The 26,077-nt window shown below is 43.6% G+C and carries 25 protein-coding genes and 1 tRNA gene; 14 read left to right on the top strand and 12 right to left on the bottom strand.

Going from position 1 to position 26,077, the window contains the following annotated elements; translation table 11 throughout:
- Nucleotide 1 precedes the first annotated feature (1 nt).
- Entirely contained in the window at nucleotides 2–1,927 is a 1,926-nt protein-coding gene (locus NWF01_09005) for a beta-CASP ribonuclease aCPSF1 (GenBank protein ID MCW4025155.1), read from the top strand.
- On the opposite strand, the gene NWF01_09000 is transcribed toward NWF01_09005, so the two are convergent.
- On the bottom strand, nucleotides 1,914–2,492 hold the full coding sequence (locus NWF01_09000; protein MCW4025154.1) for a cell division protein SepF: 579 nt from the start codon (nucleotides 2,490–2,492) through the stop codon (nucleotides 1,914–1,916). The two genes, NWF01_09005 and NWF01_09000, sit on opposite strands and share 14 nt — an antisense overlap.
- A 197-nt stretch (nucleotides 2,493–2,689) precedes the next feature.
- Here NWF01_09000 and NWF01_08995 point away from each other — a divergent pair, with 197 nt between their 5' ends.
- Nucleotides 2,690–3,241 (top strand): tRNA (pseudouridine(54)-N(1))-methyltransferase TrmY, encoded by a 552-nt coding sequence (locus NWF01_08995; GenBank protein MCW4025153.1) that lies wholly within the window; start codon nucleotides 2,690–2,692, stop codon nucleotides 3,239–3,241.
- Here the strand turns inward: NWF01_08995 and thiL are convergent.
- Nucleotides 3,238–4,248 carry a thiamine-phosphate kinase gene (thiL, locus tag NWF01_08990; GenBank protein MCW4025152.1) on the bottom strand — a complete coding sequence of 337 codons (1,011 nt, stop codon included), beginning with the start codon at nucleotides 4,246–4,248 and terminating at the stop codon, nucleotides 3,238–3,240. The two genes, NWF01_08995 and thiL, sit on opposite strands and share 4 nt — an antisense overlap.
- Before the next feature lie 102 nt (nucleotides 4,249–4,350).
- Between thiL and NWF01_08985 the strand changes: the two genes are divergently transcribed.
- Nucleotides 4,351–4,427, top strand: a tRNA-Thr gene (locus NWF01_08985).
- Between the two features lie 4 nt (nucleotides 4,428–4,431).
- On the opposite strand, the gene NWF01_08980 is transcribed toward NWF01_08985, so the two are convergent.
- Complete coding sequence (locus NWF01_08980) at nucleotides 4,432–5,328, bottom strand: polyphosphate kinase 2 family protein (protein MCW4025151.1); 897 nt, start codon at nucleotides 5,326–5,328, stop codon at nucleotides 4,432–4,434.
- Between the two features lie 158 nt (nucleotides 5,329–5,486).
- Between NWF01_08980 and NWF01_08975 the strand changes: the two genes are divergently transcribed.
- Nucleotides 5,487–5,834 (top strand): hypothetical protein, encoded by a 348-nt coding sequence (locus tag NWF01_08975; protein MCW4025150.1) that lies wholly within the window; start codon nucleotides 5,487–5,489, stop codon nucleotides 5,832–5,834.
- A 60-nt stretch (nucleotides 5,835–5,894) separates the two neighbouring features.
- Nucleotides 5,895–6,935: a DUF4921 family protein gene (locus NWF01_08970; GenBank protein MCW4025149.1), complete on the top strand. Its 1,041-nt coding sequence runs from the start codon at nucleotides 5,895–5,897 to the stop codon at nucleotides 6,933–6,935.
- Here NWF01_08970 and NWF01_08965 read toward each other — a convergent pair.
- The 4 genes from NWF01_08965 to NWF01_08950 form a co-directional block, all read right to left on the bottom strand.
- Nucleotides 6,924–8,975: a glycogen debranching enzyme N-terminal domain-containing protein gene (locus NWF01_08965; GenBank protein MCW4025148.1), complete on the bottom strand. Its 2,052-nt coding sequence runs from the start codon at nucleotides 8,973–8,975 to the stop codon at nucleotides 6,924–6,926. The two genes, NWF01_08970 and NWF01_08965, sit on opposite strands and share 12 nt — an antisense overlap.
- Nucleotides 8,976–9,064: 89 nt before the next feature.
- A complete protein-coding gene (locus tag NWF01_08960) occupies nucleotides 9,065–9,955 on the bottom strand; it encodes an ARMT1-like domain-containing protein (GenBank protein ID MCW4025147.1) in 891 nt (296 codons plus the stop codon).
- A 10-nt stretch (nucleotides 9,956–9,965) separates the two neighbouring features.
- Nucleotides 9,966–10,649: a triose-phosphate isomerase gene (gene tpiA / locus NWF01_08955; GenBank protein MCW4025146.1), complete on the bottom strand. Its 684-nt coding sequence runs from the start codon at nucleotides 10,647–10,649 to the stop codon at nucleotides 9,966–9,968.
- 72 nt (nucleotides 10,650–10,721) lie between these two features.
- The gene (locus NWF01_08950) at nucleotides 10,722–12,413 is read right to left on the bottom strand and encodes a CBS domain-containing protein (GenBank protein MCW4025145.1); all 1,692 of its coding nucleotides are present in this window, start codon (nucleotides 12,411–12,413) and stop codon (nucleotides 10,722–10,724) included.
- A gap of 246 nt (nucleotides 12,414–12,659) precedes the next feature.
- Here NWF01_08950 and NWF01_08945 point away from each other — a divergent pair, with 246 nt between their 5' ends.
- Both NWF01_08945 and NWF01_08940 read left to right on the top strand, forming a co-directional pair.
- A complete protein-coding gene (locus tag NWF01_08945) occupies nucleotides 12,660–13,031 on the top strand; it encodes a response regulator (protein ID MCW4025144.1) in 372 nt (123 codons plus the stop codon).
- Between the two features lie 83 nt (nucleotides 13,032–13,114).
- Complete coding sequence (locus NWF01_08940) at nucleotides 13,115–13,381, top strand: hypothetical protein (GenBank protein MCW4025143.1); 267 nt, start codon at nucleotides 13,115–13,117, stop codon at nucleotides 13,379–13,381.
- Here NWF01_08940 and NWF01_08935 read toward each other — a convergent pair.
- Both NWF01_08935 and NWF01_08930 read right to left on the bottom strand, forming a co-directional pair.
- Nucleotides 13,378–14,499, bottom strand: coding sequence for a bifunctional phosphoglucose/phosphomannose isomerase (locus NWF01_08935; GenBank protein ID MCW4025142.1), 1,122 nt, complete (start codon nucleotides 14,497–14,499; stop codon nucleotides 13,378–13,380). The two genes, NWF01_08940 and NWF01_08935, sit on opposite strands and share 4 nt — an antisense overlap.
- Nucleotides 14,483–14,677 carry a hypothetical protein gene (locus NWF01_08930; protein ID MCW4025141.1) on the bottom strand — a complete coding sequence of 65 codons (195 nt, stop codon included), beginning with the start codon at nucleotides 14,675–14,677 and terminating at the stop codon, nucleotides 14,483–14,485. The genes NWF01_08935 and NWF01_08930 overlap by 17 nt, the downstream gene beginning before the upstream one ends.
- A gap of 138 nt (nucleotides 14,678–14,815) precedes the next feature.
- Between NWF01_08930 and NWF01_08925 the strand changes: the two genes are divergently transcribed.
- From NWF01_08925 to NWF01_08915, 3 genes are all read left to right on the top strand, one after another.
- Nucleotides 14,816–15,682: an RNA methyltransferase gene (locus NWF01_08925; GenBank protein MCW4025140.1), complete on the top strand. Its 867-nt coding sequence runs from the start codon at nucleotides 14,816–14,818 to the stop codon at nucleotides 15,680–15,682.
- Nucleotides 15,683–16,065: 383 nt separating this feature from the next.
- Entirely contained in the window at nucleotides 16,066–17,121 is a 1,056-nt protein-coding gene (locus NWF01_08920) for a hypothetical protein (protein ID MCW4025139.1), read from the top strand.
- A 235-nt stretch (nucleotides 17,122–17,356) separates the two neighbouring features.
- The gene (locus tag NWF01_08915; protein MCW4025138.1) at nucleotides 17,357–18,520 is read left to right on the top strand and encodes a hypothetical protein; all 1,164 of its coding nucleotides are present in this window, start codon (nucleotides 17,357–17,359) and stop codon (nucleotides 18,518–18,520) included.
- 465 nt (nucleotides 18,521–18,985) lie between these two features.
- On the opposite strand, the gene rpl12p is transcribed toward NWF01_08915, so the two are convergent.
- Entirely contained in the window at nucleotides 18,986–19,297 is a 312-nt protein-coding gene (gene rpl12p / locus NWF01_08910) for a 50S ribosomal protein P1 (GenBank protein MCW4025137.1), read from the bottom strand.
- Nucleotides 19,298–19,614: 317 nt separating this feature from the next.
- Between rpl12p and NWF01_08905 the strand changes: the two genes are divergently transcribed.
- Nucleotides 19,615–22,365: a cation-translocating P-type ATPase gene (locus NWF01_08905; GenBank protein ID MCW4025136.1), complete on the top strand. Its 2,751-nt coding sequence runs from the start codon at nucleotides 19,615–19,617 to the stop codon at nucleotides 22,363–22,365.
- A gap of 84 nt (nucleotides 22,366–22,449) precedes the next feature.
- Complete coding sequence (locus tag NWF01_08900; protein ID MCW4025135.1) at nucleotides 22,450–22,767, top strand: hypothetical protein; 318 nt, start codon at nucleotides 22,450–22,452, stop codon at nucleotides 22,765–22,767.
- An 82-nt stretch (nucleotides 22,768–22,849) separates the two neighbouring features.
- Here NWF01_08900 and NWF01_08895 read toward each other — a convergent pair whose 3' ends face one another.
- Complete coding sequence (locus tag NWF01_08895; protein ID MCW4025134.1) at nucleotides 22,850–24,187, bottom strand: OFA family MFS transporter; 1,338 nt, start codon at nucleotides 24,185–24,187, stop codon at nucleotides 22,850–22,852.
- A gap of 201 nt (nucleotides 24,188–24,388) precedes the next feature.
- On the opposite strand from NWF01_08895, the gene NWF01_08890 reads away from it, so the two are divergent.
- Together NWF01_08890 and NWF01_08885 are read left to right on the top strand one after the other, a co-directional pair.
- Nucleotides 24,389–24,964, top strand: a complete 576-nt coding sequence (locus tag NWF01_08890; protein MCW4025133.1) for an acetate uptake transporter — start codon at nucleotides 24,389–24,391, stop codon at nucleotides 24,962–24,964.
- Nucleotides 24,965–25,146: 182 nt separating this feature from the next.
- Nucleotides 25,147–25,560 carry a hypothetical protein gene (locus NWF01_08885; GenBank protein MCW4025132.1) on the top strand — a complete coding sequence of 138 codons (414 nt, stop codon included), beginning with the start codon at nucleotides 25,147–25,149 and terminating at the stop codon, nucleotides 25,558–25,560.
- A gap of 17 nt (nucleotides 25,561–25,577) precedes the next feature.
- Here NWF01_08885 and NWF01_08880 read toward each other — a convergent pair whose 3' ends face one another.
- Nucleotides 25,578–26,069, bottom strand: coding sequence for a zinc ribbon domain-containing protein (locus NWF01_08880; GenBank protein ID MCW4025131.1), 492 nt, complete (start codon nucleotides 26,067–26,069; stop codon nucleotides 25,578–25,580).
- Nucleotides 26,070–26,077: the final 8 nt, after the last annotated feature.

Here is a 26,077-nt window from a genome sequence, read left to right as displayed (position 1 = left end):
TTTGGCTAGAACACAAGAAAAAGACAAAGACAAAGTAGAAATCAGCCAGTACATTCTGGAGCATGTCCCTCGCGATGCAGAAGTCACCAGAATCGAATACGAAGGACCCATGCTTTCAGTTTACACAAAAAAACCCGAAATTCTAGTAGACCAAGGCAACATTGTGGCTGAAATCGTTGGCGTAATCCGAAAAAGAATTGTTATACGCCCAGACCCATCAGTGAGGCTACATGAAACAGAAGCAGAAAAAATCGCTCGCGAACTAATCCCTGCAGAAGCAGAAATAACCGACATAAACTTTGACCCCAGCCTAGGCGAAATCATCATCGAAACCAAAAAACCAGGCTTAGTCATCGGACGAAACGGGGCAGTTTTGCAGGAAATCATCAAAAAAACCAAATGGAGACCCCAAGTTCTCCGCAGCCCACCAATCAAATCCAAAATAGTAACTCACATGCGCCACTACCTGCACTCAGAAAGTAAAGAACGCGAACGCATCCTAAGAACAGTTGGCGAACGCATTTTCCGACCAAAAACCTACGATGTTGGCGACATCTGTATGACTGTTCTGGGCGGCGCGCAGGAAGTCGGTAGGTCTGCATGGCTAATAAAAACACGTGAAAGCAGCGTGCTTTTAGACTGCGGTATTAATCCGGGTTCACAGCGGGCTTTTGAGTCTTTCCCACGTTTTGATTCACCACAGTTCCAAATTGATTCCTTAGATGCAGTTGTAATCAGCCACGCACACCTTGACCACTGTGGTTTAGCCCCATTCCTCTACAAGTACGGGTATGATGGCCCAATCTACTGCACTGCACCAACCTCTAATCTTATGACTATGCTGCAACTGGATTATCTTGACGTTGCCAGTAAACAAGGCGTCACCCCCTATTATGACCAAAAAGACGTACGTGAATGCGTCCTACACACTATCCCCTTGCGTTATGGTGTTGTCACAGATATTGCACCTGACATCCGCTTAACCCTGCACAATTCGGGGCACATTTTGGGCGGCTCCATGGTACACTTGCACATTGGTGAAGGCTTACACAATATAGTCTATACAAGTGACTACAAGTTTGGCAGAACCATGCTGCTTGAAGCTGCAACTACAGAGTTCCCACGCATCGAAACCGTCATCACCGAATCCACGTACGGTGGCACAGACGATTTCATGCCCTCACGCACTGAAGCAGAAGAAGCCATGGTTAGAATCATGAATCAAACTTTGGAACGCAAAGGCAAAGTGCTTATTCCTGTTCCAGCCGTTGGCAGAGCCCAAGAAATCATGCTCATCATAGATGGGTACATGAAACGAGGCATACTAAAAGAAGCACCTGTCTTCATCGAAGGCATGATAAGCGAAGCAACCGCCATACACACCGCTTACCCCGAATACCTAGGCAGAGAAGTACGCCACAGCATCCTACACGAAGAAGTAAACCCATTCCAATCCGACTACTTCACCATCGTTGAGCACCCAAGCATACGCCAAAGCATCATCGACGGCGAACCCTGCATTGTGCTAGCAACCTCAGGCATGCTTGAAGGTGGACCAGTAATTGAGTACTTCAAAAGCTGGGCGGGTGACGACAAAAACACAATACTCTTTGTAAGCTACCAAATCGAGGGCACAATGGGTAAACGTGTGCAAAAAGGCGTCAGCGAAGTCACAATGATGGACAATGAAGGCAAAATCGCTGCGTTCCAAGTAAAAATGCAGATAGATACAGTTGATGGATTCTCAGGACACTCTGACAGACGCCAACTAGTCAATTACCTAACGCATCTTACGCCAAAACCTGAACGCATCTTTGTCTGCCACGGAGAAAAACAAAAAACCATCAACTTTGCCCACTTCCTAAACAACAAGGCAAACATAAACACGATTACCCCAGCAAACCTAGAAACATTTAGGCTGCTGTAGGTAGCGACTGTTTTGAAATCGGCTCTTTAGCACTTGGCTTTTTTTCACGCCAAACCCGTACATTTTTTGGACAAATAACCACACGTTCTTCACCTAAACGGGCGATGTCTCCTCCATTGGCTTCTGTGAACTCGAAGAGGTCATTGACGGCTTTTTTCACGTCCTCAATGCTTTTGCTTGCAAGAGGTGTTACACGTAAAATCAGGATGTTGCCATCTTTAACGTCTTTTTTGATGGTTTCTACATCGTCTAGTTCACGCAGAGGCATGGCTTTAAGGTACATTTTGCTTGTCACTTCAGCCTCAACTTTAGGCGCTGGCTCTACGGATGGTGCAGGTTCGGGTTCTGGCTGAGGTGCTTCAGGTGCAACCACTGCAGGTTCAGCTGTGGGTTCTTCTTTTGGCGTCTCGGCAGGCTCGGATGTTTCAGTTTCAGCTTCCACTGTCTCGGTTTCCTGTGTAGGCTCTTCTGGTTCTTGTTGTGGAGAAGCTTGCTCGACTACTTCTGGTTGAGCTTGCTCTTCTATTTCGTCTTCTTTCTTTTTTCGGAATAAGTTAAACGGCAAGTTTGCTCGTCTCAGCCAACTAGTATTTCGCTTGCATCAATTAAGCGTTTCTTAATTTCAACTATGAATTTACAGTTAATATATGTTTAAAACAATAAGCAACCGCTCAGTTACATGTAAATAATAAAATTTTTACTCCAAAATTTATAGAAGCACTTTAAAGCTTAAGCGTCAACTATTTTGCTTGTGACCGCACTGTGCCAAGAGAGTTCGTACTGTTCTCAAGAATAGGAAAAACCAGCCCAGACTTTGCCAACCTACATGATGCAGGACGCCTAGACATAGCACACGAATGCATAGTCTCAAGCCTATTCCTGTCTCACGGGCTACGCAGAGACGTAACCTTCCACGCAATCCTAAACGGACCACCAAACCCGCCACTACACATCCAAATCAACGGAGAAACCCTCTACGATGTGCGAACCGATGTCGACACTTGGAAAAAAATTCTAAAAAAAGTCATCGCAGGCAAATCCCACCCCGGAATAACAACCGACAAAACCAGCTTCGAGGCGCTAATTAAAGAAAAAACCAAAACCCACAACCTCTTTGTACTTGAAGAAGACGGCAAAAACGCCGCAGAAACAGTGCTACCCGAAAACTCTGTGTTTATCTTGGGCGACCATGTGGGCTTGCCAAAAAAGGCTGAATCTTTCGCTCTTAGGTTTGGAGAAAAAATCAGTTTAGGCAAGCAACCTTATCTTGCCGCTTCATGCATAACCATAATCAATTACTTGCTTGACCATTAAGGCTCACTTTTGAAGTGTTCCCAACCACCATAAACAATAACTTTTTTCTTCTCGCCCTCGTCTAAAAGGATTTGTTTGTCTGCAGTAGCTTTTCCAATCGGCAGCAAACGACCACCAACGGATTTGACCGCGGACTCCGCTTGCATCCACATTTCAGGCTTAACCGTTAAAACCAGCTCGTACTCTTCCCCACCATACAATGCCAAATCCGCCACATCCAAACCGTTCAACTGGGCAAACTCGGAAGCGTCAACTGAGACAGGTAAATGCTCAATCCTAAAGCCCACGTTGCTCATTTCTGAGAGCTGATGCAGACTTATGGCTAAGCCGTCGCTGGAATCCATGCATGCTGAAATCGCATTTGACTCTGAAAGAGCAAAGCCTTCCTTAAGACGCGCCACTGGCATGAAAACAGAATCCAAAAGTGGCTTGTGCAAGCGTTCGGTAACCACGCATTTCTCGGACAGCAACTTTAACCCTGCTGTTGTGTTCCCAAAAAAACCAGTAACAGCCAAAATATCCTCCGCTTTAGCGCCGCTTCGAAGCATCAACTTGTTTTTCTCTGCAGACCCAAAAAGGCTAATTGAAATTGTGAGGTCGTCAGTTTGGCAGGTGTCCCCGCCGACAACGTATGCCCCGTACTCTTGAGCACCATCATTTAGTCCCATTGCGATTTGCACGATTTCTTCTTGAGATGTTTTAGCAGGCAACCCAAGAGCAACCAGAACCGCCACTGGCTTGGCGCCTTTTGCGGCGAAATCGCTCACGTTCATAACAACGGCTTTTCGGCCCGTTTGATAAGCATTCATGCCCACAGGAATATCAGTTGCTCTGACTAGCATATCTGTTTTTAGAACCGCCAATTCACAGCCAAAATCCACTGCGGATACGTCATCACCGAAAGGAACAGGCTCACCGGGCATTGAGGTTAAGTGATTTTTGATTGTTTGAATGATTTTTCGCTCGCCCAACTCTTCAGCAGTTGAGGTTTTGTTGGTGTTGCGCACTTTTGGGGTTTCTCCTGTTTTGTTGTGGTTGTTTGCGCTTAATAGGTTTGGCGTTTTTGTTTGTGAACCTTTAAAAATGTGGGTTTTTATGTTTTGTTGGGTGCCTCGATAGCTCAGCCCAGTGGAGCGGCTGCCTCGTAAGCAGCAGGCCGCGGGAGCAAAGCCCGCTCGAGGCTCCATCAGTCACTTTTCATTTTCAAGCTGCTGTTTAGCTTTCTTAAGCTCATCCATCTGCGCCGCCGTCAACTTGGGGTACTGCAGGTTAAGGCACTCAATTTTTGATGCTAAAATCTCTGAAACACAAGCCCGCGTAACCCACCGTTTATCCGCAGGGATGATGTACCATGGTGCCCATTTTGTGCTAGTTTTGCTTATTGCTTCTTCGTAGGCTTGTATGTACTTAGGCCATTTCTCGCGTTCCGAAACATCTGATGGAGAAAATTTCCAGTTTTTGTTGGGTTTTTCCATGCGTTTTAGAAGCCGCTGTTTTTGTCTCCCTTTTGAAACATGAAGGAAAAACTTGACCACAATGGTGCCGTTTCGCACGAGGTGCCGCTCAAAAGAGTTGATATCATTGTATCGGTTTTCCCAGAAATCACCGTTTTTTGTTTGGGGCGGCAGTTTCTGTTTCTGCAAAATTTCAGGGTGAATTTTCACGATAAGTACTTCTTCGTAGTAGGAGCGGTTAAAGATGCCGATGCGTCCCCTCTCGGGCGATGCTTTCATTTCTCGCCAAAGAAAAGTGTGGTCTAATTCTTCTTCGCTTGGTGTTTTGAAACTGGTAATTTGGCAACCTTGCGGGTTAACGCCTGACATGACATGTTTGATTGTGCTGTCTTTGCCAGCGGTGTCCATACCTTGAAATATGACAAGCATTGAGTAGGTGTCGCTTGCCCAAAACAGTTCCTGTTTTTCTCTTAAAATTTGTCTGTTAGCGTCCAAAATGGATTGCGCCTGCTGTTTTACTGTTTTGTTGTCTGTGCTTTTAGCCCATTTGGGAACCCAGTTGGTGTCAAAATTTTTCAGTTCAACAGTTTTGCCTGCGGCGACCTCAAAATTTTTTATGGCATCCATTTTCATTTTGAATCAGCCCTGATATTGAGGGTGTTTGTGCTTAATAATTGCTGTTGAGGCTGAGCAGGCTGTTTTTTCTGGGTTTTTGGTATGTATTTGTGTTGTTCGTGTCAACGACAAGCTTTATTAACTCTTAAGTTGCCCGATACTATGAAGTGAAACCAATGGGTTTAGGGTTTAGTCTACGCTCAAACGAGCGACATCTACGTTGCCCCTACGAAGGTTGCGAAAAAACCTTTGACAAACCCACCGTTGTAACCGACACCGTTGGAGTCACACGCGAAACACACTTTGCCTGCCCCTTCTGCATGTCCAAAATTGACATCACAACGGAAAGAGGCGGAAAAATCGTTGACATAAAAGCAGTTGATTACCCAAGAGTTTTTGATTCACCCGCAAAATGCGTACATGTAAACGGTTCATTAGACCACCGACCTCCCGGTGCACCGTTACCAGATGATTGCCTTGTTTGCCCAAAAGTTATGCAGTGCACAATCATCCGCAAAAGATAACATCATAAGAAAATAAGCCTAATATGGTTCAGCGTCCCCTTGTCTTGTGGAGCAAAGCATATGCCTTATAATGAGCTACGCAAAGACTACCTGCTTAACCGCTGGGTAGTAATCGCCACAGAACGAGCACGCAGACCAACCGATTTTGCCAAAGCAAGAGCACAAAACAGCCAAGCATCGGTTTGTCCCATGTGTGTGGGCAACGAGCACATGACCCCACCCGCAGTAATGCTTTACCTAAAACAAGACGGAAAAATAATCAAAACCCAAGACCCAGCGGAGGGTAAGCGACCCAAAAACTGGCTAATACGCACAATCCCCAACCTTTACCCCGCATTCGCCCCACCCAAACAAGCACAAGACACACAGGAAATCTTCAAAAACGAAAGTTTTGGCTACGCGATTGGGGCGCACGAGGTTATTGTGGAGTCACCAAACCATGATGAAGACCCCGCAGACGCGGATTTGCCCCAGCTTGAACTATTAATTCAAGCATACATTGACAGGCTCCATGAATTAAGCGCTAAGCCTTATGTGAAGGGTGTGTCAATTTTCCGTAATTTCGGGCTGGAAGCAGGTGCTTCGCTCTCGCATGCTCACAGTCAAATCATCGCAACTCCTACTGTTCCATCCTTGGTCGCAGAGGAGATAGAGGCAAGCAAAAAATACCATCAAGAGCACGACAAATGCGTGTTTTGTGACTTAATCCAAAAAGAAATCAACAGTCCACGATTAATCATGCAGGACAAAGATTTTGTTACGATAGCGCCATATGCAAGTATTGTTCCGCTTGAGTTTTGGATTTTACCCAAAAAACACGCATCCAACATTCTTGAACTATCACCAGTAGAGATTGTAGCGTTTGCAAGAAACCTAAAAACCATGCTTAAAGCCCTAAAAGACCTCGTAAACGACCCCCCCTACAATTATGGTTTTCACCTCGCCATCAACAAAGACGCGGAGGATTTTTATCATTGGCACTTGGAGGTTTATCCTAAACTTTCAACCTGGGCAGGATTCGAGTTGAGTTCGGGCATGTACATTAACACAGTGCCCCCAGAAACCGCCGCAACAGAACTCAAAAAGAAATTAAACGTCTAAAAATTGCTTCTCGAACTTGGGGCGAATCATCAGTACATCCTCAATGTAGGCGCGCAATGGCTCAGCCACGCTCCATGCTTGGGAAATACAGCCTCTGGGCGTGTTGGGTGATTCGCAGTCGTAGATTTCATTGACTGAGCCCAGTCCAGATTGGGCAACTGCACCTTGGAATAGTGGTTCAACAAAGTTTTTTGAGGCGAACGCTCGGCTTTCTGGTGAGTAATTGTTGACTTTTAGGTTTGCAGTTATGAAGGGTCCCAGTAGCCATGGCCAGATAGTTCCGTTATGGTAGGCTTTGTCTCTGTTGTGTCGTTCTCCAGCGCACATACCCACAAATTTTGGGTCATCAAACGAAAGCGTCCTCAAACCGTAAGGCGTAAAAAGACCACTCTGCACTACCTCAACAACATGCCTGCACCGCTCCTTATCCAGCATACAAAAATCGAGGGACACGGCAAAAATTTGGTTGGGGCGAAGAGAGGGATCGGCACCATCTGAGGCGTAGACGTCAAAGAGGCAGTTAAAGTTAGGATTCCAGAATTTGCTGTTGAAGCTTTGGGAGGCTTTGTTTGCCATTTCAGCGTATTTTTCTTGAAGCTCTTTTTCTTTGAATTTTTCGGCTAAGGCATGCATGATTTGTAGGGTGTTGTACCAGAGGGCTTGGATTTCAACTGCTTTACCTTCTCGGGCAGTAATCGCGTTGCCTCCAACCATGGCGTCCATCCATGTTAACCGTGAACCATGCATCAGCAATCCATCCGAATCCACACGGATTTCATACATTGTACCTTTCTGGTGCCAATCAATTATGCTTTGAAGTTTACCCCATAATTTATCCTGCACAAACGCTGTGTCCGCCGTGTACTTAAGATACTGCCACACTGAATTAACAAACCACAAGGTTGCATCCACAGTATTGTATCCTGCTTGTCCTGAGTGGTCAGCGACAAAATTTGGAATCAACCCCTCGTTTAGGTAATTGCTAAAAGTCTGCAATACCTCTCTTGCATCACAGAATCTACCTCGCACCAGTAGCAGACCTGGCATTGAAATGAAAGTGTCTCTGCCCCAAGGTTCAAACCAGTGATAACCCGCAATAATAGATTTTTCGCCAAACTCATTTTGCACCACAAAAGAGTCGGCTGCCAGTACAATCCAGCTTAACCAGTCACTTTCGGGAATAGAGGAGTTAAAATTGTAAAAGGCATCCAGCAAATCAGTCTGCCGTTTCACTTCACGTTTAAAGGAAGACTCAATTATGTCAAATTCTAAATCAGAAACCTCTTCGGGTTGATTTACTGCGGCTACAACTGCAAATTTGCTCTCGCCAACTGGAACATTAACTTCGAAAAAGCCTGATTGGAAACAGTCATCAATACTTGATTCCCCGTTTGAGGCGTCAACGCGGTAGTTTAGTTTTTCAAGCCAGTTAATGTTCGGGTTAAATTCTCCCTGGGTACATTGGCAAGTGACGGCGACGTGTTGGTTAGGAAAAGAAACCTGGACTTCATGGCTGGTTTGTGTCTGTTGGAAATTCATGGACCAATCATGCTTGCTTGCGACATTGTGGAAGTATCGGCAGCTCATCAGGGGGTAAAGCAGCAGTTTGCCTTCTTGTTGGCTACTGTTTAAAATGTGATAGATTACGTGGACAACGTTTTTGCCTTGAGGCATAAAAATGGTTTTTTCCAGCTTCACACCCCCAACATCAAAGGTGTACTTTGGGAAGGGTGATAGGGAAAACTGGGAAAGCAGCGTGAACCCCTCAGGATAAATTGTGTCACCAAAATCGTTGCTTCCCAAACGATACACTTGGTTGCCAAAAATAAGGTCTTCGTCAAGTTTTGAGAGGCAAACGGTTCGGTTTCCCGGCGGGTTAAGAGCAGCAGTTAGTAGTCCATGGTATTTTCGGGTGTTTACTGCGGGAACTGTGCATGAAGCGTATCCGCCGATGCCGTTGGTTATTAGCCATTCTTTCTGTATTGATTCTTCTATGCGGGAAATTTGTGCTTGAGTCAACGTTATCGACGGTAACTTCATGTAAGAATCACTTGATAGTATCAGGATGGGCGTTTAATATGGGTTTACATACGGCGTATTTCAGAAAAACGGTAAAAAAAAAGAAAGTTTTATGGCGTAGGCATAAGGAGTTTGGCGATGTTTTTGTTTCGTGGAGCAGCAAAATAGTTTGCCACGGGCACGCATTTGGTACGGAACAGTAAAAGGTGTGGCTTAGTGAGTTTGTACTCAGTGAGTGTCTCAGCATAACCCATACCCTTAGCAAAGACAAGTTGCTCTTTTTCGTAAACGTCCAAAAACTCTTTGGAAACCTCTTTTTTCAGCAACCCCACTGCGTCAGTACCTGTTGTGATTACGTCATCAACCATCTTGTCCATGCCTGACAATTCCACGTCTTCCATGGTTGCATCGTTAAGCACCGGTGCACCTTTAACCACGTAGGTAACTTTTAACCCCATGTTTTTGAGTTGCTCAGCCAGCAAAGTGTCAAAAACGATTTCTCCGGCGTTGTCTGCAAGGAAAAGCACACCGTCAGCTTTTTTAGCCAACTCGTAGGCTTTGTCAAGGTCATCTATGAAGAGGTCTTTGGCGGCGTCGTTGAAGGTTTTGTGGAAGTTTTTAAGGGTAAACTTGCTGCCTGGAATGTCAAACTCCATTATGTTTCCAACGATTGCGCAGAGGGCAGCTTTTTTGAAGCGTTCCTGCTGATTGTTGGCGGAGCGCACCATTTTTTTAGCTCCGGGTAGCATCTGTAACGCTTTTTCGTTGGCAAGTTTTTTGCTTCTTGCGTAGGGGTCGTTGCATCCGGTGAGTTGTTTGATTATGCGGTCTCGTTTGGTTCCCAAATCGGCAGAGACAGCGGTTGGGCGGAATTCGCGGTTTATTAGTTTAACAACTTCTGCCATGCAGCGAAAACGCAGTGCTGGGTTAGTTGTTGCGTCGTAGGTTTCGATTTGTGCGCGGCACAGAAGGCACGATGCGCATTCAGGTTCAACCTTCAAGATTTCACTTCTACTTTTTGGATTTAGCAAATTCCATCATGATGCTATATGGGTCTTTCGCCTTGACAATGCCGCTTGCAACAAGAACCCCACTGGTGCCCAGTTTAAGCGCGACGGATACATCTTCGCCTTTACTGATACCTGCGCCACAGAGCACAGTCATTTCTGGGTCGACCTTACGTACCAAGTTAACGGTGTCGGTGATTACTTCGGGTTTAGCTTTGGACACAGAAATTCCAGTGCCGATAAGTTCTGGTGGCTCAAACGAGGTGAAATCTGGTTTAAGAGCAGCAACGGCGGCGCTAACTTGGGGGTTGTTTGCGCATACACAGGAAACTAATCCTTTTTCGCGTGCCAAAGTAATAGTTGCGTCAATGTCGATTAGTCTTAGTTGTCGTTCAGAGTGGTTGATGAGTGTTCCAACTGCGCCTGCATCCAATATGGCTTCAGCGAGGATGTGACCTGTTGAGCTGCCTGGTTTGATGGGGTCAAGGTGTTGGGCTAAAACTGGAATTTCCACGCTGCTTGCAATGGCGGCTAAATCAGTAAACTGTGGGGCAACAATCACGGTGACGCCTGTTTCTTTGTTGACGCGTTCGGCTTGTTTTGCAAGGTCTATGGCGCGTTTTCCTGTTGATTCAAGGTATGTTTTAAAATTAACAATTATTACAGGGGGCGTAAGTTTGAGTTTCAAAGCTGCTTCCTCGCCTCTACAGCTTACACTGGAAAGTTAATATCGTTTACCTTTTTGAGAAAAACAAGGGGGTTATGCAATGTTTATTGGGGTAGCCACCGATTTTTGAGCAACTTCTTCTGTGAGCATTCCAACTAGTTGGCCATTCTTTACCATTGCAATGCGGCTCATTCCGCGTTCCTTCATGATTTTCAAAGCACTGGTGATGGAGCCTTTACTACCTAAAACAACAAGTGGTGTAAACTGTAAATTTTTAACCTGTGTTTTTCTTGGGTCTTTTTGTTTAACCACAATTTCCCGCAAAACATCACGATCACAAATTACACCTATGGGTTTACTGTTCTCCATCAATAACACAGTGTTTACGCTGTTATCGAGCAGGGCATTAACCAACGTTTCAGCTGTGTCTGAAATTGAAACTTCAACACTGGGCAGTTTCATGCCTGCTTGGTTACTGACCTCAGAGATTTCTATGCCACGTTTCCAAATGTCATTGAGCATTTCGGCGACACGTTCAATCTGGCTTGGGTCACTGCTGTAGAAGGTATCTATAAGATAAAATGTTGCTTCGTTGAATTCATTACCTACATCATTTAATGGCGGATTTTTGAACATGAACAAGTGCTTGTTGTCCACAAGCATCATGGTTAAGTAGCTGATTGGCACGTGTTTGATTTGGTAGTTAGCGGAGAGTTTTTGGGCGGGTCCCAGATTGTCCAAATCAATTGATGCCATGATGCGGACTTGCAGGTCTTTTTTTAAGAATTTTATTAAGGGGTCATTTTCTGCCAGACTGTTGATACCTTGTGAGGATGTGATTATGGCAACATCGTCTTGTGCTGATTCCAATACTTGCGTTATTTTTTTCCAAGCTTCCTCTGCATCCTTGATAACCACGGTTTCGCCCATAGGGATTCCTGTTTTTAACTCTTCAATGCGTCTGGAAGCGTCAATGCCGACATGCCACATTTGACCAAAAAACGCTTTCAAAACACTGTTGAACATTTTATCGTTAATCCACAATCCCTCATCTTCCAAGTTAAGAACTGACGCCTCATTGCCAAATGGCGCATAAAGGATAGCTTCTTCCTCATCTTTGATTAGAAAGCGGGGGAAGAATTTGGAGTCTAAGTTGAGGTGGCGGACTTTAACGTTTACTTTGTCTTCAGCTATGCTGCGTTCGAGGCGCTCGGCGACTTTGAGGTTTTCTTGGCTTATTGAAGTGATTATTTGAAGCTGAAGGTTTTTGCCTTTTGTTGTCATTGCAGCATCAAATATGCCAGCAATATCTTCTTGAATTAAACCCAACGCAGTGGTTAAGATTAGGACCTCATTGTTTGCTTCTTCAATCATGCTGAGCATTTTTGAATGAATCTTTTTCTTGCCAGTGATTATGGAAAACTTGGCTAGGGTGTATTCGGATTCTGGAGCACTAATTGATTGCCAAGCGGCAAGTAGCCCCTGTTTTTGCTCGCTCAGGTTGTTTACTTCATTCTTTTTTACGTTAATGAAGCTGTCAACTAAATTTTCAAATGGAACAATAGTGAAGCGTGTTGGCCGCTCAAGTGTTGCTTCGATGAAGCCTTTTTCCTGCAGTTTTTTGAAGGTACGGTAAGCCTGCACACGCTCCATTTTTAGCCGTTTCGCAACAAAACTGGTTGATTGTACGCCACTTTTGGCGAGAAACATGTAAACTTGAATTTCTCTTTTGGAAAGCCCCAGCATCTGCAGAAATTTAGTTATGTCCTTTTCATTGAGACTCAAGTATTTTCGCCCTTAAAACAATAATCACTAAAAATAGATAAGCACGGTTTATATAAAGCTTAAAAATAAGCCATATTTTCGCTTATGCGATAATTTAGCATGTTAACTTTAGGATAGCGTTTATTAATCTCGAAAACTCAAATAGCAATAACGGAAAGGTACAGGGCTAAAAGCCTATTGTCAGGAGAAATTTTATTGTTCACCACTAGTACAACAAAAAATTATGGGGACTGGAAGGAACCAAAATTGGAACACAAAAAAAAGATTCTTGTAGTAGACGATGATAAATCGATTCTTAGAACTTTTACACGTATTCTCCAAAAGAACGGTTATGAAATCGATGTTGCTGAAACAGGAAAAGAAGCAATAGAAAAAACTGAAAAACAACATTACGATTTAACATTAGTTGACATTAGACTTCCAGACATGGATGGAACCGATTTGCTGGCAAAACTGAAAACCCAGCTTAAAAATACTGTGAAGATAATGATTACAGGGTTTCCTTCGCTGGAAACTGGGGTTAAAGCTCTTGATGAAGGAGCAGATGCATACTTAGTTAAGCCTGTTAAGCCTCAGGAACTGCTTTTGTTGCTGGAAGAAAAACTGAAAAACAAGTAGCCCGCCTTAAAGCTTATAACCGCTTGCTTCATTAACTTTCTAATTCATTGCGGGATTTACACAACCTAGTGGGGCTCAATTGATTGAACAAGCGTAATCTTCCAGTGATAGCGGCGATATTGATTATTGCTTTTTTTGCCTTCAACGTCATAGGGGACTTGATGATTTACTTTGAGAAAAACACGATTATTCATGTCTTCTGGGCGGCACTGTTCATGGCGTTAATGGTGCCCTTCATCATTTTCTTGCTGTATGTTCTGGAAGGTTACTTGTATAAACGTAAAATAAGAGAAAGTATAAAATCCGCTAGCTCAAAAAGCAGTCAAGAAAAACCTGATAAAACAGATTAACAGTTCTCCGCCAATTTCTCCAAACCCGCAACTATCTCCTCTTTTACACCGCTCTTTTCAAGAGCTGATTTAAGCTGGTTTATGGTTTCAACAGGCGTTGGGTCAACTCCTCTTAGAACTGCAAGATAAACACTTACAAAATCACCCAAACAGATAACGGAGAGCATTTTTGCCCGCGCTGTTTTGCCTTGGCTTTGGATTTGGAGCATTTTTGCTCCTGAGTTTTTCATCAGTTGCTTGGTGACTGATATGCGGCTTTTTATTGCTTTTGAGGCGTCCTTGTCTTCAATGAAGATAACTGAGAAGAGATGGGCGGTGTCTTTAGCGTTTTCCCATCCTACAATCTCGTTATGATTAAGCTCGGGGAATACTGCCCATTTGGCGGGGTTTTTGCAGTTTTCGTTTATTTGCTGTTTGAATCTTTGAGATACACTGCGGTAAATTTCAAACCCGTAAATTGTTGGAACCGAGCCGTTAAGTTTTAAGGCTAAGGTTTTTGCCAAGTTATCTTTTGAGGCAACTTCGGTGGCGTATTCATCAGCAAGTTGCTTTAGCACTTCTGCAGCTTCCACGACTTCCTCAGAAACACCAGATGCCAAACCCAACCGCTCCATACAAACAAACAGCGGCATCAACATATATGGAAGCGCAACCCGCGGCGGCATCCCTTTAGGAACACACAAAAAGGGCACACCTAACGCTTCAGCATACTTTAACAATGCACCTCCAGAACTGACACAGAAAATCATGCAATCACGTTTTTTTGCGTCAAGAAAAGCACCCAAAGACTCCTCGGTTTCGCCTGAATAGCTACTTACAATCACAAGCGTTTTCTTGCCAGCGTAAGCGGGTAGTTGATAGTCTCGGTTTATTTCGATTGGAACTGCAATTTTGTCTTTTGCCCAATCCTTGAGCAGGTCGCCGCCTATTGCAGAGCCACCCATTCCAGCAACAATTATGCTGCTTGGTTTGGGATAAGATAGTTTTATGGTTTTTGCCAGTTGGTAGGCTTGGAGGTAATTTGCGGAGATGTTTATGCAGAAAGAGAGCATGTTGCTTTTGTCTTGGTCTTGAATCTTTTTGAGGTTATCAAGGGAACTTTCAGTTTGTGGTTTCATTATCTTTATCTCCTATTGCTAAAATCACTAATGAGCCCAAGATTGCGCCGACCACGACTGTTACCTGTTGCAATAAAATATAATCAATCAATTTAAACACGAAGGTTAGAGACAAAACTGCAAATACTGCAGTTACAGCCAAAGCAAGAATTAACTGCACTTGTCTGTCTGCACGCATAAATGCTACATCTCCAGAGGGCTTTGGTAGAGCCGTGAACATTTAAGCTTCATGGGCACCCGTAGTTTTTATATCTCTTCTCCGCCTTTTAAGCTCAACGATAAACCGCGAATTAAAACTTATCTAGGAGCAAAAAATTTGCCCAAAAAGAAACTCTCAATTGCAATTCCAGCCTCAGTCATATCTGACACACCACACCTGCGGGAAAAAACCGCTAAAATTGGCTTAATCGGCAGAGCAGCCGCCATTTTTCGAGTTGACCAAATAATCCTGTACCCCGACAATCCAAAAGCCAACCAGAAAAAAAACCTACAATTCATCGAATTACTGCTCAACTATCTGGAAACCCCACAATACCTACGCAAAACCCTCTTTGGCATCGAACCTGACCTACAATACGCAGGCATTCTTCCACCCTTGCGTACGCCAAACCATCCGTTGAGCGGCAAAACCAAACATCTCAAAGTAGGCGAGTACCGCGACGGCGTGGTAGTTTCAGAAACTAAGGATGGCTTAATGGTGGACATCGGCGTTGAGCATCCTGCACTCTTGCGAGAGCATCAATTCACGGTTAATCAGCGCCTAACCTTGCAAGTGGTTAATTTAGGCGGCAGAGTTGAAGTGCAAACCGTAAACCGCGAGGATATACAGTCATATTGGAGCTACCAAGTTAAGGTTGAACCCAAATCTTTCTCGCGCGTGATTGACGCTGGCGGGTTTGACTTAGTGGTTGCCACAAGCAAAATCGGCGACGTCTTCGCTGATGTTACAGAAAAAATTGGGGCTCGCTGGGCAAATGCGGGACAGGTTCTGGTTGCGTTTGGTGCGCCTTCGCGGGGGTTAGATGAGATTGCAGAATCAGAGGGCAGACGCATTGAGAAACTGGCGGATTTTGTGGTAAACACGGTTCCAGAGCAGGGAACAGTTACGGTTCGCACTGAGGAAGCTCTTTTGGCAACGCTTGCACTCTTCAACGTTTACTTCAACACTGGCGTTATCTCTTAACTGTGCACATCTTCACCGTGAACACTGCTACACCAACGCCCACAGCAACACCGACTCAGAATCAAGAGTTGCCCCCCAATGGCGTTGATTGCGGGAGCCATCATAGCATGTACAGTGATAGTTGCCACAAGCCTATTGCTCTACAGGAAACGCAGACACTAATAGTCAGCATTTCTATTAGGCTCCAAATAGCCAACCCTTGCAGAAAAGATAGAGAGGGATAGCATCTTGCTTGATGAATGTGTTTGGCAAGAAAGTGGAAGTGTTGATTTTTAGGTTGTGTTTGTCGTTGCGTAACCGCATAGGTAGCTTCTGGCAAATGGCGAGATTTAAAAAAAATTTATAAACAAACAAAAACCCACGTTTGAGTGTGAAGAAACAAAATGAAGCTTCGCATGATAGTTACTTGTCTTATTCTTTTAGCAATGTATGGTTTAAGCATAATGATTACAGCAGCAGCCCCAACAGGTGATGTATGGGAAACCAAAACAGCCACCGTCCCACCATTATCTTTCTTTAAGGCCGCTACTGTGGGTGATCACATATTTATTTTCCACATGGTTTCCACTTACAGGTATGACCCGGAAACTGACACGTTGATAAATAAGACTGCTATGCCTACTCCTAGGACAGGTTTTGCTATAGCAGCAGTAGGTGAAAAAATCTATCTGATAGGTGGCAAGAACCTGACCGATAAGCCGACAAATCTTAATGAGGTTTATGATACGCAAACTGATACTTGGGAAACAAAAAAGCCTTTAACATACACATCTAGCAGTGTAGATGCTTGTGTTATAGGCAATAAAATTTATGTGTTAATCAATCAAGAAATCCAGCAGTATGATCCAGCAACTGATACTTGGACAAAAATAACCTCCCTAAGCAGCCTTGATGTGAAACCTGTCAGTGTTAACGAGAAAATATACGTTATAATCCCCACAGCCACCCTCATTTATGATACCAAAACGGGTAATTGGAGCACTGGCGCACAAATACCTAAGTATTACGCCTGCACAGGCATCGTGGCTACGACGGGGCAGTTTGCTCCTGAGAGAATCTATGTTTTAGGCGGGTGCGAGGGGTTTGTTGATAGTGTGTTGAATGCTACTTTTGTGTATGATGTTGCTTCTGATACGTGGAGTTCTGCAGCAAGTATGCCCACGGCACGTTACAGCTTTGCCCATGCAGTACTGGACGATAAAATTTACTGCATAGGCGGTCCAGTTGACTGGTTTGAATACACACAATCAATCGACGTTTACACACCTTTAGATTACAATTTTGTGCAACCATCCACCTCATCGGGTGATAACTCAAACCTATCAGACACTACCACTTTGGTTGCAGGAGCAGCCGTAGCAGCAGGGGTTACTTTGGGGATGGGCGTAACAGTATACCATTTCAAGCATGCACCCGCCAAAACCTCAAAACCCTCCTAAAAAGAGCTAACTGGGAACAACTAAAACCAATGTATCAACATTCCTATTAGGCTCCAAATAGAAACTCATTGCAGAAACGATAGAGGGGAGGCTCCTAATAGCCCAAAGGGCAATTTTTCAACTCAAAAACAGGTTCTTCCAGCCGCGATTGGTGAAGTTAACCCATCATTTGGCATGTTATTTTTCCTTGTTTTTGGTAAAGGGATAAAAACTGCTTTGACCATTTGTGAAGCTTATGCCCTCTATTGATGTTGCCATGCCGATTGCTCTTTTGATTGTCGTGCTAGTTGCAACTGCACTTAACAAGCGCGTAGAAGGCAGATTAACGGCAACAGTGGAAGAAAAAGAGTTCAAAACAAAAGATGTAGCGCTTCTTGTCGTGTTCATCGCAGCAGCCATCTCCGTGATAGCTTACACATCCACGTATGCACCTGAACAAATATTCTCAAACATTTTCCTGCTCCTATTCCTCGGCTCATACACAATGCTACTATACACGTTCTCGTACGTGTTCTCAGGATTAAACAAGACACGCGCACAAGTAGTCTCCATCGGATTTGGCATTGCAGGTATAATCATTGGATTAGTTTGCCTTTTTGCCCCCGTCACAGATAACTTGACAATCGTTCGGGCAATAGCCTTCTTTGCTGCCGCAGCGTTCTGTTTTACAGCTTTAATCTTAGAAAAGAAACACCAAGCAAAAAAATTCCGCTGGTACTTAGCTGCTCAGCCAGCACTGCTGTTTTTGTTACTGTTTGTTTTCTTTAACGTGTTTTATAATGCGTGGACAGCAGCGGTTTGGTCACCGTTTCTGATGGACATGTTCGGCTTCACATTTGCCCTGCTCATCATATTGTACTTGAGCACACTGTTTAACTGGAAAACCGTCGGGATATTCGCGGTTATGCTAACAATTCTAGACATCATTTTGGTTTTCAGCGGACCCATGGTTGCTGCAGCACACACATTCACAAACCTTGGATTGCCAGTGCTGGTTTACTTACCCAACATCCCCGTTACCGTAACATGGGCTGGGTTTGCTTTCCGCGGATTAGGACTGGGCGACTTCTTTTTTGCAGGCGTCCTTGCAGTGCAAACCTACAAAAAATTTGGCAAAAAAACCGCGTACATAGCAATCTTTGCAATGACATTGGCATTTGGCATTTGGGAAGCTTTCTTAGCGGAGATTATATTGGTACTTTCGCCGCTTCTGGGGCATCAACTGGGCGGATTCCCAGGGACACTTATGATTATTAGCGGTTGGGTACCTATAGTAGCGATTAAGCTTTTCTTGGATAGAAACAAGCCAAAACCTGCCGAACCAGCGCCAGAACTTGCACAACCCGACCAAACTATGGGAACACCGCAAGAGCCAGCTCAGCCAACCCAAAACGCTTAACAAAAATTTCTTGGAAACAATAACGTCATCGTTTGTGCCAAAAAGTCTATTGTTGTGGCGATAGGGCGGCATTGATGTTTGCTCTTTTTCGCCTTTTTTGTCTGTCAGAATCAAATGATAAAACTATAACTGAAATAATCAGGACTGCGAAGTAGCTGGTGGCTAAAAGCCCGTTATTAAAGACTGAAAACATCTTAAAAGATATGGCAAATATGGAAAAAACTGCAAACAAAAATAAAAAGAAACAATCAATACCCGATAATTTATCTTTAATTTCCATGAATAAATAAATTTAAAATAATAACTTTAAAAAAGTTATCCACCATTTCTATATTTAATCTATAGACAAATGATGACTCTTCTAACGAAGCATTTCTGTTGCAAATTAATCAAAACAGATTTAACACTAAATCAATAAAGAATTAGAAAATAAAAATAAATTAAAAAATGGTTGAGGTTAATTTATTACCCGAACAGGGCACCTAATCCTTCAAGCGCTGCTTCTTCTTTGGCTTTATCGTCTTCAGGCTTCTTCTTTTCTTCTGCTGGAGCTGCTGGTTTTTCTTCTGCTGGAGCTGCTACTGGAGCGGCTGCCATCATTGTTGGCGCGGCTTTGATTGCATCCTCAATGTTTACTTCACTAAGAGACGCAACTAGAGCTTTAATTTGAACTGCATCAACTTCGAGTCCTGCTGCTGAGAGAACTTTTGTTACTGCATCTTCGTTGATTTCTTTTCCTGCCTTGTGAAGGAGCATTGCAGCGTAAATGTTTTCCATACCTTTTCACCTCTTCATTCGGGTATTTTAACCTTTTTGGGTTGGTTACACCAGCCTGTTGAGCTGGAGGTTACCTTGAAATTGGCAGAATGATTCTGCATTTCTTGCCGTTAGAAAGAATACCCAATTACTTAATAACCTTTCGTAGCTCCAAAGCATGATTAATTCTTAAGTTAACAATTCATTAAATAAAGAAAACACACGTCACAGTTGCATTTTTAAGTAGAAGCAAAATAAGAAAACAGTTTCTAAGCAAAATAACAACAAACAAACTTATCCTTAATTAAAGAGTCACGTGTATTTAATGGAGATAGAAAATGGCAAAACCGTGGCACAGCAAAACCATTCAAGAAACACTAAGTGAACTTGACACTTCTACCGAAGGGTTAACCACTGTACAAGCTCAAGAAAGATTAGAAAAGTATGGTTCTAATGAGCTTAAAAAAGAAAAAGGTAAATCACCATTAACAATTTTTCTCCACCAATTCAAAGACATCCTCATGATTATCCTAATCGTCGCAACAGCGCTTTCACTTGTCATGGGCGAATTTGTTGATGCCACCATCATTCTTGTAATTGTTATTGTCAGTGCTCTTCTTGGTTTTAGACAGGAGTATCGTTCAGGAAAAGCCCTTGAAGCCCTCAGAAAAATGACTGCACCAATGGCAATGGTTTTGCGTGATGGAAAAGAAATACAGATTCGCGCAAGCCAACTTGTTCCAGGCGACATAATCATGCTTTACACTGGCGATAAAGTGCCAGTTGATGCCCGCCTTATTGAAACCTTCAGTCTTAAGCTTGAAGAAGCAGCACTAACAGGTGAATCAGCGCCAGTTGACAAAAACACTGCACCACTTCCTGATGAAACCCAGTTAAACGATAGAAAAAACATGGTTTTCACCGGGACAGTTCTTGTTTACGGCCGGGCAAAAGCAATTGTAACTGACACGGGCATGAAAACAGAATTTGGAAAAATTGCCGAAATGGTCCAAGTAGCCCCACAAGAAACAACACCTCTAGAAAAACGCATGGCAAGCGTAGGCAAATGGATAGGCATACTTGTTATAGGCATTGCAATCACTGTGGGTATCATTGGGATTTTGCAGGGACGCCAGATTCTTGAAATGATTCAATGGGCGATTAGTCTTGCCGTGGCAGCTGTGCCTGTTGCGTTGCCAGCTATAGTTACAGCGGCGCTTTCTGTGGGCATGTACAGAATGGCAAAGGTTAACACGATAGTTAAACGGTTACCCGCGGTTGAAACTCTTGGAAGCACCAGCGTTATATGCTCAGATAAAACTGGCACGATGACTAAAGGCGAAATGACAGTTCAGAAAATATACGCCGATAATCAAATGGTCAAAGTGTCAGGTATCGGTTATGAGCCTAAAGGCGACTTTTTCCTTGAGGACAAAAAAATTCAGCCTAATAATGCACTAAATGTGCTACTTAAGGCAGGTTCATTGTGTAATGATGCCCTAATTGAATTTGACCAGAAAACAGAGAAATGGGTTGTTAAAGGCGACCCCACTGAAGGTGCATTAATTGTTGCCGCGGCAAAAGCTTACCTGCTAAAAGAAGACCTTGTCAAGCAGGAGCCGCGAATATCTGAAATTCCATTCTCGTCTGAACGCAAACGCATGACCACCATCCATCAGGCGGGCTCAAAAAAGATTGTGTACATGAAAGGCGCACCCGAAGTTGTTTTGCAAAAATGTTCTCACATTATGCTTAATGGGGATATTGTCAAGCTTTCTGCTGAACATAAGGCAAACTTGATGAGAGTTACTGAGGACATGGCGTTGCAGGCGCTTAGAAACTTGGGTTTTGCATACAAAGAACTGCCCAAAGATTTGAAACAGTTTGAGGAAAGCATGGAAGAAGGCTTCATTTTTGTGGGCATAACTGGCATGATTGACCCGCCCCGAGGCGAAGTGAAAGATGCAATAAAAGTCTGCAAAAACGCTGGCATAAACGTTGTAATGATAACAGGCGACCATAAACTCACCGCCATAGCTGTAGCCAAAGAACTAAACCTCATCAGCAAAAACGAGGATGACAAGGTTCTAACAGGCGCCGAACTTGATAAAATGAGTGATGAGCAGTTAACTGAAAAAATTGCAGACATCTTTATTTACGCTCGTGTTTCGCCTGAGCATAAAACCCGAATAGTGAAAGCTTGGAAAACTAAAAACCAAGTAGTAGCCATGACAGGTGACGGCGTAAATGATGCTCCAGCACTAAAAATAGCTGACATTGGGGTTTCAATGGGCATCACAGGCACAGAAGTAACCAAAGAAGCCTCAGACATGGTTCTGGCAGATGACAACTTTGCATCAATAGTTAAAGCCGTAAAGGAAGGCAGAGAAATCTATGGAAACATCAAAAAATACCTCACCTACCTTCTACGCTGCAACATCATGGAGATTATGGTGGTTCTGATAGCAGTTGTTTCAGTACCAGTAATAGCGCAAATCGTATCGCCAAACTCTGATGTTGCATTAATTGGTCAAGCAGGTATAGCCTTAACCACTATTCAGCTTCTTTGGATTAACCTCACAACTGATGGCTTGCCCGCTATTGCTTTGAGCGTTGACCCAGGGGACCCAGATTTAATGGAGCAACAACCAAGAAACCCCAAAGAAAGCATATTCACCAGAGACGTCAAAGTTTACTTGACCGCAGTGCCGGTAATGATGACTATTCTCTTGCTTATCGGCTACTTTATGTATAAACCATGGGAAAGCATGTCACAACTCACAACCGCAAGAACACAACTATTCACAACGCTTATCTTAATGGAGTTAGCTAACGCGTTAGCCGCACGGTCACTTAAGTACCCAGTATTCAAAGTTGGGTTCTTCAAGAACAAGATTCTATGGTACGCGCTACTATCATCACTTGCATTACAGCTAATCATACTTTACGTGCCCGGATTACAAGGCGCATTTGACATAGCCCCGCCTACCCTTGAAATTTGGGGTGTTGCAGGAATCTCTGTTGCACTAGTGTTTGGCTTACTTGAATTAGGAAAATACGTTGCGGGCAAAAGACGAGGCGACATGTAACCACACCTCTTTTTTGTTTTTCAAAAGAGTTTAAATCTGTTGAATGATACGTGTGCTGATAAAATTACACAGAGGAAATTGTAAATGTATGTATTACAGGTGTATTCACATTCTCCTGAAAGCTGCCCTATAGGCAACCAAAAAAACCTTCAGACATCCATGATTTGGCTCCAAAAAGTTGATGAATTAGCCGCTAAACACGGCATCAAAGTTGTGGGAATATGGACTGACCGTTGGGGACACAAGTCTTGGGCAGTTTATGAAACGCCAAACATGGAGGCTTTTGAAAAGTATGAACAGGAACCTGAAAACATGGAAAAAGTCACCTTCACAGATGTTGAGACCCGAATCGTAACGGTTCCAGCTCAGACATTGGCGTTTTTTGAAAAAATCAAAAAATAAACATCACAAATTCTCACATTTTTTATTCTATTAAAAACGCGGTTTTTAAAACAAAAAAAAGAAAAAAGGATAGTTTTTGGCGTTAATGCTTGATTTCTCGGTAGACGAATGCAAGCCCTGCCGCAGCTAAGCACATTACGGCTGCTGGGATGAACGCGTACAGGAAGCTCATGCCTGCGTCTTGCACTACACCTGCCAGAATTGGCCCTACAATACCGCCTATACCATAGGATGTAAAGAGGAAACCATAGTTTAACGCCAAATTCTCTGATCCAAAGCAGTCTGCGCAACTAACTGGGAACAACGCAAAGTTTCCGCCGAAGTTAAAGCCGATTAAGGCTGCAACAACATAGAACACTATCGGGTTTGAGGTAGTGTAGAAGAATGCTGCCATCATTGCTGTTTGGAAGATGAACATGCCGATTAAGGCTTTGCGGCGTCCGATTCTGTCGGAAACTTGTCCCCAAGCGATTCGTCCTGCACCGTTGAAGATTGGTAGACACACTGCTGCACCGATTACTGCAAAGTCTGCTGCTTCAGTTAAGCTAAAACCGTACGCCATGAATCCGTCAGTTGCGCTTTTAGCAAAGTTCTGAACGTTACCGATTACCATGAGTCCTGCGAGGGCGCCGACAAGGAACATTGTCCAGAGCAGATAGAAGTTTCTTGTTTTTAGCATCTCTTTGGGTTTTAGTGAAATAACGGATGGTTTTCCAGATGTTACCTGTGGGGGATTCCAGCCTTTTGGTTTATAGCCTGCAGGTGGATTCCTCATGGTAAGTGAGCCAGTGAGCACCAGAACCAAAAAGATTATGCCGTAAACAAGGAATGCAAAGTCAACGTTTGCAACGGTATATGCGTATGCACCTGCCTGTTTGCTGATTAAGCCAGTAAATCCAAGAACACTTGGTGGGTTAGCTAAGAGTATCCAGATGAAAGCGCCAAAACCAAAGCCTGCTACTGCAAGTCCGCTAACTAAACCTTTTTTGTCAGGGAACCATTTAACCGCGGTTGCGATAGGCACAACATAAGCTAAACCGATACCTGCGCCTGCCACAACTCCGAGGAAGATTAGTTTTCCAATAAAACTTACGCCCATAAAAGAGGCAAGGATATATCCCAAACCCAGCAGGATACCGCCTATCATCGCCACTTTCATTGGTCCAAGTTTACTTTGGAGCCTCCCACCAATAATGGTGAAAATAGCGAAAACCAGAAGTCCTACACTGAAGATTGCTTGGGTTTCTGTCTTTGTAAAAGCAAATTCACTTGGAAAGCCAGATGCACCTTGTAGGGGACCGGTAAATGCAGACCATGCATAAATCGCTCCTAAAGCAAGCTGTATGAGTATGCCGCCTACAACGATGACCCAACGATTCATAACTTTTGCTTCAACATTTGATTTATCAGACATTGTCATATTTTTCACTTAGCGCACATTTCCACAATCATTAATTAAATCTCTTTCGCTTCATTTACTAGCGCTTGAGCCTCATTTTAAACCATTAACACCAGTGATGCATCAGCTTCAAAGTAATTCTTTGCCAACATGCATAAATTACCAACCAAAAGTATTTGAGACAAAATTACACGTTTTTGTCTTAAACGGAGAAAAAAGCGCATGAGCATAAAATTAGCTAACCCTGCTCCTTTAGGACTTTTAGGCTTCGGAATGACAACGGTGCTACTCAACTTACACAATGCGGGCTTATTCGGATTAAGTAGTATGATTTTGGCGATGGGTCTTGCTTACGGTGGACTTGCACAAGTCATAGTGGGTATTATGGAGTACAAGAAAGGCAACACTTTTGGCACAGTAGCTTTTAGTTCTTATGGACTTTTTTGGTGGTCTCTTGTAGCGTTAATTCTGCTTCCAGGCACCACATTCTTTGGCACTATAGGCGCAGCAGACAACGCAGCAATGGCAGCATACTTCCTAATGTGGGGACTCTTCACCTTTGGAATGTTCTTTGGAACCCTAAAAACAAACCGAGCACTGCAATTCGTCTTCATGAGCTTAGCAATACTGTTCTTTATGCTAACAATACGTGAAGTTATCGGCAATCCAGCATGGTTCAACACAATCACAGGCATAGAAGGCATCATCTGCGGTGGCAGCGCATTTTACCTTGGCATAGCAGAAATCATAAACGAACAAAACGGAAAAACAGTCCTCCCAATCTGCCCAGTAAAATAACAATCACCCCCCTTCATTTTTTTATTTTTCCCCTTCTCCACCCACAAGAAGCCACGCTGGAAGTCTAGGAATAAACAAAGTCATTCTGCTCTCAGACCTACGCATCTTGTTTTGTTTTTTGCTATAAATTTAAAAGGCAAAACTATCAAAGAGCATTTGGTAATTAGGCAGGCGAGAGAAAAGTGAAAAACAAAAAGCTACTCTTAAGCGTGTTAACATTAATTATTATTTTAGGCATTGTATCGGGCTTTACACTTTACTATTTTTTTGCTACCCCAGCAGTCCATGTTGACCAACCCGACACGTTGCCCGCTGGATGCATCTCCTCTGATAAAGCCATTGAAATTGCCATGCCACACATAACTCAGCACGCCAACGAAAACAACTTCAAAATAGCAGAAATATACGTTGCCTTCCACAATGCAACCCTTGACACACTGCACACAAGAAGCAACAGCACCATGGCTTATCCTGAATGGACAGTTACCGCCGAATTTCTGTACCAGCAATCCACCGAAGACTGGGAGGTTTCAGTGTGGGCAGACACTGGCACAATTGCTTCACAGTATGCACCCAACCAGCATTACTACGGCTAACAACAACCTACCAATTTTTACGCGATTCTTTGGTGGCAATACGTGCAGATGCTTTGGTCGCCGCGGACAGGATGACCACAATATGGACAAGGAATCATGGAAGTAGCGTATCGCCCGTACTGATTGCCCACTGCCCCATAACTTCTTTGAGGAACATATTCTTCTTCGAACATGTCTTCTTCACACATCATCGGCTCGTACTCGCATAGCTCAGACATTTCAGGTTCATAATAGGAACCAAAATAGTCAGGAGGATAAGCACGGTGCCGCCTGTTTCTGCTTCTTGTTAGGACAACGGCAACTGCCACTATCAAAACAACAACCAATATACCAACAGTAATTTGTAAGTAGGAAGGGATAAAATCCAAAAATGGGATTTGAAATGTTGCCGCAGGCATGGAGTATTGTACGTATGCGCTGGTAATCTGTTTAGGGCTCAAAGTAAAAGACAAACTGCTTGCTGTCAAAAACCAGAGAAGAAACCCCGTAACTGCCGTGAGCCTTTTCATAGGTAATC

The sequence above is a fragment of the Candidatus Bathyarchaeota archaeon genome (assembly GCA_026014585.1).
Lineage (GTDB): Archaea > Thermoproteota > Bathyarchaeia > Bathyarchaeales > Bathycorpusculaceae > Bathycorpusculum.
The sequence above is the reverse complement of the archived record's forward strand: the minus strand, read 5'-3'. Positions and strand labels throughout refer to the sequence as shown.

Excerpts from the sequence above, each read along its gene's own strand:
- rpl12p (MCW4025137.1), bottom strand. The coding sequence starts at position 19,297 with ATGGAAAACATTTACGCTGCAATGCTCCTTCACAAGGCAGGAAAAGAA.
- NWF01_08895 (MCW4025134.1), bottom strand. The coding sequence starts at position 24,187 with ATGACAATGTCTGATAAATCAAATGTTGAAGCAAAAGTTATGAATCGT.
- NWF01_08915 (MCW4025138.1), top strand. The coding sequence starts at position 17,357 with ATGCCCTCTATTGATGTTGCCATGCCGATTGCTCTTTTGATTGTCGTG.
- NWF01_08970 (MCW4025149.1), top strand. The coding sequence starts at position 5,895 with ATGCCTTATAATGAGCTACGCAAAGACTACCTGCTTAACCGCTGGGTA.
- NWF01_08980 (MCW4025151.1), bottom strand. The coding sequence starts at position 5,328 with ATGAAAATGGATGCCATAAAAAATTTTGAGGTCGCCGCAGGCAAAACT.
- NWF01_08905 (MCW4025136.1), top strand. The coding sequence starts at position 19,615 with ATGGCAAAACCGTGGCACAGCAAAACCATTCAAGAAACACTAAGTGAA.
- NWF01_08930 (MCW4025141.1), bottom strand. The coding sequence starts at position 14,677 with ATGCGTGCAGACAGACAAGTGCAGTTAATTCTTGCTTTGGCTGTAACT.
- NWF01_08920 (MCW4025139.1), top strand. The coding sequence starts at position 16,066 with ATGAAGCTTCGCATGATAGTTACTTGTCTTATTCTTTTAGCAATGTAT.
- NWF01_08880 (MCW4025131.1), bottom strand. The coding sequence starts at position 26,069 with ATGAAAAGGCTCACGGCAGTTACGGGGTTTCTTCTCTGGTTTTTGACA.
- NWF01_08890 (MCW4025133.1), top strand. The coding sequence starts at position 24,389 with ATGAGCATAAAATTAGCTAACCCTGCTCCTTTAGGACTTTTAGGCTTC.
- NWF01_08935 (MCW4025142.1), bottom strand. The coding sequence starts at position 14,499 with ATGAAACCACAAACTGAAAGTTCCCTTGATAACCTCAAAAAGATTCAA.
- NWF01_08965 (MCW4025148.1), bottom strand. The coding sequence starts at position 8,975 with ATGAAGTTACCGTCGATAACGTTGACTCAAGCACAAATTTCCCGCATA.
- NWF01_08900 (MCW4025135.1), top strand. The coding sequence starts at position 22,450 with ATGTATGTATTACAGGTGTATTCACATTCTCCTGAAAGCTGCCCTATA.
- NWF01_08975 (MCW4025150.1), top strand. The coding sequence starts at position 5,487 with ATGGGTTTAGGGTTTAGTCTACGCTCAAACGAGCGACATCTACGTTGC.